Source organism: Limosilactobacillus reuteri subsp. simiae, assembly GCF_020784875.1.
In the GTDB taxonomy this organism is placed as follows: Bacteria; Bacillota; Bacilli; order Lactobacillales; family Lactobacillaceae; genus Limosilactobacillus; species Limosilactobacillus reuteri_H.
The window spans coordinates 2,501-12,519 of the sequence record NZ_JAJGUI010000108.1 but is presented as its reverse complement, the minus strand read 5'-3'; the positions used below and the strand labels follow the sequence as shown (position 1 = coordinate 12,519).

The following is a 10,019-nucleotide window of genomic DNA, read 5'->3' as shown; positions in this document are numbered from 1 at the left end:
TGAACCGTAACATTAGTAACTGCACTAATAGTTACAACTGATGTAGCAAGTAAAGTTGACTTAAGGATGGTATTTTTTCTATTCATAATATCCCCCAAAATTATATTTGTTATGTGCGCATTAAATTTCTAATAATTAAACCTAAATCGATATGACCTTTATTTTCTATTTATATGTATTTAACATCTCCCTAAATAAATACATGGTTATTACTAATCACTTTGAATAGTAAAAGAAGCTATTTACAATTAACATTTTTTATTATATTTTTCATCCACACATAAGTCAATATCAACGCACATAAATAACTAATCTTAAATGCATATATGCAACTATTAACACTTATAAATAACGTTCTAAATAGTCATACTTACTTTTATCCTAATATTAAAAGGATAAGTGAGATTAACTATGCAACAATTATTAGGAAAAAATATTGCTAACCGTCGCCATGAATTAAATATGACCCAACAACAACTCGCTGAGTTAAGCAATTTATCAATTAATTTTATTTCTCGCCTTGAGCGTGGTGGGTCAAACGATGTTAGTTCGACTACCCTTTTAAGATTGGCAACTGCTCTTGGCACATCGATGGATTCTCTAATGATCAATCAGACATCCACAGGAACTGAGCCTCATCGTGGACCACAGTTAACGAAATTAATTAATAAGCTTGAAAATTACGATTATTCTAAAACAGAACATTTGAGTAAAATAATATTAGAACTTCTTGAAAATAAATAAAAAGCCTCCCAATTATGACGGGAGGTCTTTTTTATTCGAATGACAAATCATCTCTTTGTTTTTCACCTGATGACGTTTATTAAACTGATTGTTTTTGTAATTCGCTGTTTTTGTCGTGCTTCTTCTACAGTTTCAAGTTGTAGGCCTACTAAACGAACTTCCTTATTTCCATGGATTATCTGAGAGTTTTCATACACCCGAATAGGAAACTGATTGTTTAAGTTGTACTTTCTTAGTTATCGTCTTAGCATCTTTACGTGTGCTTGCTTTATTAACAGAAAGGCGACTTATTGATACTGTTTTACCATTTGGTTTTACTGTATTAATCAGTATTATGGAGTTTTCCACCATCACACAATTTAAAACCAAAACGTTGATATATCAACGGTCAGAACCTTCTCTAATTTCTAAATAAACACAAAATGTGTTTTTTTATTTTTGTGTGGTTAAAATTGTGTTTAGAATAATAATTCATAAAATTTCGGAACAATTCACTTAACTTCTTAAGCATACAAAAAAGCCTACATAATAAGCTTTATCGGCTTAATCTGTAGACTTCTAATTGGTTATAAATCTTTTATAATGCCAACTAGAGGCATAGAGGTTAATCACTCACTTTGATAGTTTTATCAACAGTTTCTTCCTATTATATAGGTATTATTTGTGCAGATTATGTGCACGATAATTTTATTTATTTAGCCAGCTCTCGATCATCTGTTTATTAACATCTGCATCGGCCTTAACATAGGTCTTCATAAACATACCTAGACTATGCCCCATTCGTTCGGCTGCCCATGGATAACTCATTCCCGGTTTATTTGCTAATTTCGTGCAAACAGTATGGCGAAAAGAGTACATAGATAATTGTTTATTGCCGGAATTTATCTCCAACTTCTTGCACAAATTTTTTAACATTAAATTCATACTTCGTTGTGTAATCGGCACATCATTAGCAGCAGCCTTATAATCATGTAGGTTAATAAAGACTAGATCTTGTATGTTCTTAATCTGATGATGTTTCAGGAAATTAACTTGTTTTTCGGAATATTCTTCGATAGTTTCCGCCAAATCCTTACTAATTGGTAAACACTCACGAGAGTAACCTTTTGGCCTAGATTTTAGTGTGCCATTAAAGCTCTTAGTCGAATCAGACCAACTATCATCAATCTTAAAAGTCGTAAATCCATCTTCAGTAACTAAATTTGAAAATCTTAAGGCTTGAAGCTCACCAGGACGCATCCCTGTTTCAAGATCAATCCAGATTGAGAGCTTAGTTCCCCAGTTATTGATTGGAGATAGCTTTAATTCTTTCTGAATTTCTTCTCGAATCTCTTCTAATTCCTCGTCTGAAAAAATATAGATCTCTTTTCCAAGGCTAAAATCACTCTTTTGAAAGAAGCACTGCAAAAACCGTTCAGGCACTGGGTTTTCTTTGATTACTTTACCTTCAAGTGTCTTAAAGAACTTTCTGATATGTGTTAAACGTCGCGCAATTACAGTTGTTTTACTAACTGTAACATTGTGTTTCTTTACAAAATCGTGAGCAAATTGGTTCATAACATGCTGATTAATATCCCTGATTTTCGCTCTCTGAAAGTATTCTTTGCAGATTTTAACAGTGTAATCCCAATCTTTCTGTGTTACTGGTGAAATCATATCGCGTCGATTATTGACATATTTTTCTAATTCTTTTACAAAAATAGAATTGCCATCGCCTAAGTTTATACCATTCTCATAGTCTGCCCACATCTTCCGTTCCAGAGATACAGCTTCGGACTTAGTTTTTGCATATTCGACAGGCCAACTTTCTCTTTTCTTAGTAACCGGATTGATGGGTTGAATACGTACTTGCCATTGACCAGCACGATTTCCTGTAGTTTTCTTTTTAATCATTTTATTTCTTCCTTTATATAAGATATAAAAAGAAGTCGTAAAATAATTATCACTAACTATTTTACAACCTCCATGCTCACTTTGTCCAAACCATCTGTCTATGATATCCAGACTTTTGCAGCCAATCTTCTACTTCTGCAATATTAAAATATTTTTTACTAGTTGTTGTTAGCTGATGGAATGGCATTCCGTTTTTTAGAAGTTGATAATAAACAGTTGTGCTAATCCCCAACGTCTCTCTTAATTGTTTTCCATTTAGTATCTTTTTTCCAAACATAATTAATCATTTCCTTTTAAATCTGTAAGTTCGTTAAGTGACAATTTATTATCTTGTTGACCACGTGCCTCTTGTGACCATACATTTTTTATCCTGCTGATTTCTTTATAAGTATTTCCTTCGACTTTTACCTCTATAATATCCTTCGAAGTAAAATGCAATAAAATACTAATTCGTCGGTGTAATTGATCTAATGAATCATTTGTATCTTTTACTTGAGCATTCTTATAGAACGAGTAAGGACTAAATGGAGATGTAACAAAAATATAATCACACATCAGATATTTATTATGGTAGCGAGCAACAGCCGTCTTATCATAATCATAGGGGTCTAAGATCTTTAACAAGTCTGAATACGTAATGTAGTTTCTCGGTCTAAGTTCATCAAGTATTAAACCCTTTTCCCCCGCATAATTTTGAAAGGGATCATTATGTCCTGAGGCTTCATAATACTCAATATTTCGTTCATTCATAAAGTCTTTGCAAAAACTAGTTTTTCCAGTTCCAGCCTCACCCCATATCCAAACTACAATGATACTTTGATTTGTTTTTTTCTTTTTTTCGACCCATTTTTTATATCGTTTCCTATTCAGAAACTCTCTCGCATTATCCAATACTTTCTTATTCTTTGAAAGCACCTTAGCTCCATAGTTACTTAACAACATCTCAGCTGTATCATAATCAATCTCTTCTTTTAAAAACTGATCAACAATTTTATTAGCCCCTTTGATACTTTTTTCGGCGTTTTTGATTGTTTTAACATAATCAAAATTTGCTTTAACATCATTTGGATCGTATGGATATTTATCCCTTGATTTAGCGGTCCGATGAATTAGATAACTTAGAGCGTTAATCCAACTTTGCTCTAAACTTTGTCCTCTTTTTGTAAAGACCTCTATTCTTTCTTCCTCATCATCTAACATCTTTGCAATACTTTTAACCGATATCCTAGTTTCAAATCGTAGATTCAAGTGAATGTGCTTTTCTATTGTTCTTCCATCCTTTTGATCCTTATCATGAATTATATATGCCCATTTGATCAAGCCCTTATCTTTTTTCAACTCTTTTAGCCTCCTTTCCAGAGCTTCTAACGAATCAAAGGGTAAATATGACAGTTGTTGTACATACATCACAATCTGCGATCTTGTTATTTTATTTCCTTCATCAACCATATTCACTCCCCCTTGCTATCACAATGTTTTTTTAATTTTTCGTCCATTAATAGCGTGCGAAATAACAAGCCCAATCGCACGCTATTAATTAATCAAGTAATTAATCGTTAGTTTATAATCTTTTGGAGACTATTTTCTCAGCCCCTCGATCTCCACTTAGTCTGATACCATTGACCTTATAGCTCCTCTCCTGACTAATGAACGCTTACGCATTTACGCTACCGTAGCATCTCTTCCTCAATTGGATGTCTTTTTCAAGCCATCCAACTTCGTCATCATTGCTACCCGCCATTAGTCAGGTAGATCGCTATGCAGCATGGTATAGAGCATCCAAGCAGCAACATAACAATTAACATGCCGTCCAACTAGTAGGTCAAATACGTTCATAACAAAAGCCTCACAATCATTATCAATAAATTGCTCTTGCAAATAATGTCGAACGACCTCTATATCATCTGGCGTTACTAATGTAAAGTCTTTGCTCACATTCTTTAACGCTTTGTAGAAAGTATCTTTATTCGAACGAGTTATTATCCTTTCCCTAGCAATACTTATTGCTCCAGCCTGATCATTTAAAGAGAGAGTATTCGCCTCATTAATCTGGCGCCAAGCTCTAACAAGTCTGGCCCTCTCATCAATCTCCGTATCTAGTTTCTTGATCATCTGCTTAAACTTCTTCCTTAAGCCCGCTAACTCCTCTTCTTTCCGCCTTACATGAGCTTGATCGTATGAAAGCCTCCGTTCCCAATCTTTGTTCTCCTGCATTTTCTTACTTAACTGCTTTTCCCGCTCTTTTCTTCTCAAAACTTCTTCGAAAACATCTTCTCCCCAGAAGTGAGTTAAAATCTTGTACGTACCAATTAGCATCCCAACTAAGATGGTCCCAATTAACAATAAAAGAGGTAGACGTAATAGCCATCGAAAAAATAACAATATCATTAATTCTCCACCACCTTTGTTAACTGTCCCTTCAGTGACACACGGATTGGTATCATTGTATTCTTGGGCACATCTCGATTAGTTAGTGCATAAACACTGGCTTTCTCAACGCTAACTCGTACAATATCTCCTACTTTAATATCATTAATTTTTGTTTTAATTGAGAACTTAATCTTTGAGATCTCAGGATCAATAGCCATACAACGGAACACCATGTTTAAGGGCGTATCCTGTCTCTTACCTTGATCATCAAAGTAGTTGTCCCTCTTATCAATTACGATAACTTTCGATTTTTGAACTTTATGCAAGAACTCATCATTGACAATTGCAGTTTGTAACATTTTATCAACCTTCTTTATTATATGTTTTTTTAAATAATGTTCGAACAAAATTCAATTATCATTTTATTCGTTTATTAAAAACTGTCAACATTATTTTTATATGATGAATGTAGTATTATATAGTTGTTGAAGCACTTTTCGATGATTAAGTTATGTATAAAGTTATGGATAATAAGCGTATTTTGAATAAAAAACATCGAATTACTTTTTATGTTTAATATATGTTTATTAAAATAGTGATATAATAACTCCTAGAATGGAGGGAGTTTTATGGATAATAATTGGAAAACAATACATGAGGTTGCTACTGACTTCGATATTAAGTTAACGACCTTAAGGAACTTTTTATCTAGAGGTAATTATCTTGGCGAACATACGTTCAAGAAAAATGGGAACAAATTCAAAATTACTAAAGATGATAAAAAAATCATATTAATAAATGGTAGAAAAACTATATTACTAAGCCCAAATTTTGTAGATTATCTAGTTGAAAGATTTGGTGCTGATTTTCCTGTTGCTAATCATTTAAGAAAAATTGGTAAACAAACCTTAAAGTCATTAAGGAATCCTAATCTCACTGAAAATCAACTTAATTATCGGTTCTATAAATTTCAAAATGAAGTCGATAAAGAAGTTAAAAAACTTGAAGAACAACTTCGAAGCCAAAATTAAAAGGAGACCTCCCAGTCGGAAAGTCTCCTTTATTTGTGATTTTTAATATTTTTATTAATTTTCACGTTTTTTAAGTCCAAAAAGACTGACTGTTGTTGCTGCTAGTGCTAGTCCTAATGCTACTAGGCTAGATTCATTAGCATCACCAGTTTGTGGTAATTTGTTCTTTTGGGAAGCCTTATATGCTTCACGGGTCATAACATTGCTGTCAGTATTGCTTGTAGATGTGCTCTTGATGCTGTTTCCGAAACTATTAACAGTATCGGAAGTAGTTGAAGTTAATTTGCTTCCATTTGTGTAGACATTTACTTTCTTGGCAGCAATATTCATTTGTACCTTAACAGTCGTTTGCGAACCATCTGGGAAGGTTACCAAAACATCCTCGGTATAGCTACCAGCATTGTTTGCATCAGCCTGTACTTGAACTTCATTAGCCCATTGTGCAGTCGTGCCCGCAGGTAGTTCAGCAGCGGTACCGTTATTTACAACAACCGCGAACCCGTTGTTGTCATTTAAAGTTAATGCATTAGCTAACTTAGGTGATGGAACTTGGTCACCGGCAGTAAGGCTAACTGGGTTAACAACAACTTCTTTACCGTATCGTTGAGCATCTGTCATCTTAGCATCAGCAAGCTTGTTATTTGCTTGGTCTAAGTTAGATTGAGCTTCCTTAACAGCTTGGTTAGCCTGATCAGCAGTCTTTTGAGCAGTAGCTACTTTAGCTTGGGCTGCCTTAATAGCTTCGGTAAATGGTGCTAAAGCATCTTGTTGCTTTTGAAGTTCTGCTTTTGCATCTGCTAATACCTGCACAGCTTGACTAGCAGCTTGCTTAGCAGCGGCTAATTTAGCGGGAGCATTCTTCATATCTGCTAAGTGGTTATTGAGATCAATTAACTTAGCTTGATCATCCTTAACTGTTTCCTTAGCAGCTGTGACTACTTGAGCCTTGTTAGCAGCAACTTTTTGGAGGCTAGCTAACTTTTGAGTAGCTTGATCTAAAGTAGTCTTAGCCACAGCGAGTTGGTTATTAGCTTGATCAAGAGTTTGTTGAGCCTTGTTGACTGCAGCTTGCTTAGTAGCCTGGTCAGCGTTGAAATTATCGACTGCCTTTTGTGCATTAGCTTGAGTCTTCTGATCAGTGGTTAGCTGGTCCTTAGCAGTTTGTAATGCATTCTGAGCAGTTTGCGTATTCTTCTTAGCCTGTTCAAGAGTATTCTTAACTTGTTGAGCCTTTGCATTAGCATTATCAATTGCTTGTTGAGCAGCAACTACAGCTTGTTTTGCTTGATTAAGAGCCTCAGTAGCATTCTTAACACTAGATTGCTTTGCGTTTAAGTTGCTTTGAGCATCAGATAAAGCTGTTTTAGCAGCATTAAGTTCTTGGCTAGCTTTATCAACAGCAGCTTGCTTAGTCTTTAAGTCAGCACTGAGATTATCTACAGCTTGTTGAGCGCTTGCTTGAACTGCTTGTGCTTGAACAAGTGCATTTTGTGCATTAGTTAGACCATTCGATGTATCACTTAATGTAGATTCAGCTTTAGTGAGGTTTGCTTGAGCAGAAGCCACATTGTTGTCTTCTACTTGCTTATCTGTCTTTGCATCAGAAAGAGCTTTTTGAGCGGTATCATCAGTACTCTTTGCACTATCAAAGGCAGCTTGCTTATCAGCTTGATCATTTTTTGCATCATTATACTCAGCAATCAATTCTGAATTTGAAGGAATGGTATATGGATTTTCACTGAGATGATTGGATAAGTTGGCATTGAGAATATCAAAGTGAGTATAGCCATACTTATCAAATCCAAATCCTAATACTGGATTTGAAACAATAGTGCCGTAGTCAGCAAAGTTAGCTGCATGTCCCCATCCACTATTTCCATCAGCAAACATCATTCCGCGAATTGTGTTATAAATTGTCTCTTTGAGACTATCCATTGTTTGAGGTGCAATTGAGTTCTTCACCAATTGTCCATTATCATTATAATGCCAACTTGCTAAGGAACCTCCTGCGTTTTCAGCAACCCCTACATTTAGTGAGTTAAAGTACGGTGTATTATGTCCTTGACCATTTGTCATATGAGAGCCAAATACATCCCAACTAGGGTCGTTGTAACCTTCTTTAATAATCTTGTTTCCAAATGCAATTGAGTTTGGTGTTACCTTAACTTGATCAGTGCCAACTTGCTGGCGAATTTGATTGATTAAATCAGCAGCAAACAAACTGAGTTCTTTTTGCTGATCTGTAGTTAAATTATTGTAATCAACGCTTTCGTTTTCTTCAGTTTTGTTGTGCTTATATTGATTTTCACTGTAGCCAGCGTCACGGTATTGATAAACCTTCTTGCTTAATTGCTTTGCAACACTAGAGTTCCAGTCGCTACGTCCATCATAATCAATATAGTTCTTTAAGGCTTCATAATAACCGTCAGGAACTGTAATTGTATTAACACTTTGTAATTGGTCATTTAATTGTTGTGTCTTCGATTGGGCGTTCTTTAATGCAGTTTCTGCATCATTCAAGGCAGCTTGTGTCTTATCGGCAGCAGCTTGCTTTGCACTTACATCAGCAGCCGCTTGTTTTTGTGCGTTTTGAGCTGCGGTTAAAGCAGTGGTTGCGTTATTCTTGTTAGTTTCTGCAGAATTCTTAGCTGCAGTTGCTTGGCTAACCTTTTGCTGGTTAGCAGCAACATTAGCATTTGCGTCAGCCAAATTCTTTTGAAGCTTTTCAACATTAGTACCCTTTAAGGCATCTTCAGCATCGTTATATGCAGCTTGCTTTTGTTCTACAGTAGCTTGCTTTGCATTTACATCAGATTGAGCATCTACTTGGGCGTCATTGGCTTGGTCTAATACCTTTTGAGCGTTCTTAACAGAGTCGTTAGCCTTATTAAGGGCGTCTTTTTGTGCATCTGTAGCTCCGTTGCCAAATCGATTAACATCCTGTTGAGCCTTTGCTTGAGCATTTTGTGCATCAGTTAAATCATTGTTCTTTTGGCTAACTGTATTTTGATCTTCTTGTACTTTAGCCTTAGCATCTGCTAATGCTTGATCAACTTTAGAGCTATCACCATTCAAGGCTGCTTTAGCAGTATCAAGGTTCTTTTGCGCTTCATTTGCGGTAGACTGCTTAGCATCAACATCTTGTTGAGCTTGTGTTTGAGCATTCTGAGCATTCTTTACATCAGTATTAGCTTTGTCAGCAGCCTGTTGAGCAGCACTAACTGCTTGTTTGTCACTCTTGATTCGGTTTTCTTGGTTAGCAATATCATTTTGTGTCTTTTGAATATTTTCAGGCGTTGCACTTTGTGCTGCTTGCTGAGCGCTAGTTAAGTTGCTTTGGGCGGTACTGTTTGCAGCTGTTGCACTGTTAACATTTGCTTGTGCTTGATCAACTTTACTTTGTTGTGGTTGAGCAGCACTAGTAGCGCTGTTAAGTTCGCCCTGAGCACTGGTTAAGTTAGCTTGTGCGTTGCTATTTGCAGCAGTAGCTGAATCTAAATTAGCTTGTGCAGACTTTACACCTTGTTCAGCATTCTTAATAGCTTGTTGGCGAACATCTTGCACTGTTTGAGTTTGTGCATTGTTATTAACAGTATCAGCGTGAACGTTATTTGTAACAGCAACCCCGGCTACAGTAGCAGCAGTAGCGATTGAAGCTGTAGTAATTAATTTCTTTTGAAAATTATTATTTTCAACCATAGTAGAATATCTCCTCATCTTTATAAATAAATCTTCAAATCCCCTTCTATAACAGTTACAATTTTATACCTTGACTATTGATATATCAACAGCTCTAAACCACTATTATAAAGTGTTCTAACTTCCATAGTTGAAGATTACGCTATGTTATAAACTATGTGATAAAGGCTGTGGAAACGTTGACATATGATCTTGGGAATAGGATCCGAAAAAGACGTAAGGAATTAAATTTAACACAGGAGGATTTAGCTGAGCTTAGCGATCTTTCTGTTAATTTTTTGT

At 35.5% G+C, this 10,019-nt stretch carries 9 protein-coding genes (1 of these 9 cut by a window edge); 3 read left to right on the top strand and 6 right to left on the bottom strand.

Annotated features, from left to right (window positions below):
• The first annotated feature begins 411 nt into the window (after positions 1 to 411).
• Positions 412 to 744: a helix-turn-helix domain-containing protein gene (locus LMC10_RS07140; RefSeq protein ID WP_035154933.1), complete on the top strand. Its 333-nt coding sequence runs from the start codon at positions 412 to 414 to the stop codon at positions 742 to 744.
• Between the two features lie 687 nt (positions 745 to 1,431).
• Here LMC10_RS07140 and LMC10_RS07135 read toward each other — a convergent pair.
• From LMC10_RS07135 to LMC10_RS07115, 5 genes are all read right to left on the bottom strand, one after another.
• Positions 1,432 to 2,637: a tyrosine-type recombinase/integrase gene (locus LMC10_RS07135; RefSeq protein WP_229269320.1), complete on the bottom strand. Its 1,206-nt coding sequence runs from the start codon at positions 2,635 to 2,637 to the stop codon at positions 1,432 to 1,434.
• 76 nt (positions 2,638 to 2,713) lie between these two features.
• Positions 2,714 to 2,914 (bottom strand): hypothetical protein, encoded by a 201-nt coding sequence (locus LMC10_RS07130; protein ID WP_102816491.1) that lies wholly within the window; start codon positions 2,912 to 2,914, stop codon positions 2,714 to 2,716.
• Between the two features lie 2 nt (positions 2,915 to 2,916).
• The gene (locus LMC10_RS07125; protein WP_229269319.1) at positions 2,917 to 4,086 is read right to left on the bottom strand and encodes a Rep family protein; all 1,170 of its coding nucleotides are present in this window, start codon (positions 4,084 to 4,086) and stop codon (positions 2,917 to 2,919) included.
• A 291-nt stretch (positions 4,087 to 4,377) separates the two neighbouring features.
• Complete coding sequence (locus tag LMC10_RS07120) at positions 4,378 to 5,025, bottom strand: hypothetical protein (RefSeq protein WP_229269318.1); 648 nt, start codon at positions 5,023 to 5,025, stop codon at positions 4,378 to 4,380.
• Entirely contained in the window at positions 5,025 to 5,366 is a 342-nt protein-coding gene (locus LMC10_RS07115; protein WP_229269317.1) for a hypothetical protein, read from the bottom strand. Before LMC10_RS07115 ends, LMC10_RS07120 begins: the two co-directional genes overlap by 1 nt.
• Positions 5,367 to 5,636: 270 nt before the next feature.
• On the opposite strand from LMC10_RS07115, the gene LMC10_RS07110 reads away from it, so the two are divergent.
• Complete coding sequence (locus LMC10_RS07110) at positions 5,637 to 6,038, top strand: hypothetical protein (protein WP_152726467.1); 402 nt, start codon at positions 5,637 to 5,639, stop codon at positions 6,036 to 6,038.
• Positions 6,039 to 6,092: 54 nt separating this feature from the next.
• On the opposite strand, the gene LMC10_RS07105 is transcribed toward LMC10_RS07110, so the two are convergent.
• Positions 6,093 to 9,737 (bottom strand): SEC10/PgrA surface exclusion domain-containing protein, encoded by a 3,645-nt coding sequence (locus LMC10_RS07105; RefSeq protein WP_229269316.1) that lies wholly within the window; start codon positions 9,735 to 9,737, stop codon positions 6,093 to 6,095.
• Between the two features lie 179 nt (positions 9,738 to 9,916).
• Between LMC10_RS07105 and LMC10_RS07100 the strand changes: the two genes are divergently transcribed.
• On the top strand, positions 9,917 to 10,019 hold the 5' end (the start) of the coding sequence (locus tag LMC10_RS07100) for a helix-turn-helix domain-containing protein (RefSeq protein WP_087216118.1). 248 nt of this gene lie beyond the right edge of the window; the window shows 103 of its 351 coding nt (coding positions 1–103); its start codon is at positions 9,917 to 9,919; the stop codon falls past the right edge of the window.

Bases quoted from the DNA above. Each gene is read 5' to 3' on its own strand.
- LMC10_RS07115 (WP_229269317.1), bottom strand. From the start codon at position 5,366: ATGTTACAAACTGCAATTGTCAATGATGAGTTCTTGCATAAAGTTCAA.
- LMC10_RS07120 (WP_229269318.1), bottom strand. From the start codon at position 5,025: ATGATATTGTTATTTTTTCGATGGCTATTACGTCTACCTCTTTTATTG.
- LMC10_RS07130 (WP_102816491.1), bottom strand. From the start codon at position 2,914: ATGTTTGGAAAAAAGATACTAAATGGAAAACAATTAAGAGAGACGTTG.
- LMC10_RS07140 (WP_035154933.1), top strand. From the start codon at position 412: ATGCAACAATTATTAGGAAAAAATATTGCTAACCGTCGCCATGAATTA.
- LMC10_RS07135 (WP_229269320.1), bottom strand. From the start codon at position 2,637: ATGATTAAAAAGAAAACTACAGGAAATCGTGCTGGTCAATGGCAAGTA.
- LMC10_RS07110 (WP_152726467.1), top strand. From the start codon at position 5,637: ATGGATAATAATTGGAAAACAATACATGAGGTTGCTACTGACTTCGAT.
- LMC10_RS07105 (WP_229269316.1), bottom strand. From the start codon at position 9,737: ATGGTTGAAAATAATAATTTTCAAAAGAAATTAATTACTACAGCTTCA.
- LMC10_RS07125 (WP_229269319.1), bottom strand. From the start codon at position 4,086: ATGGTTGATGAAGGAAATAAAATAACAAGATCGCAGATTGTGATGTAT.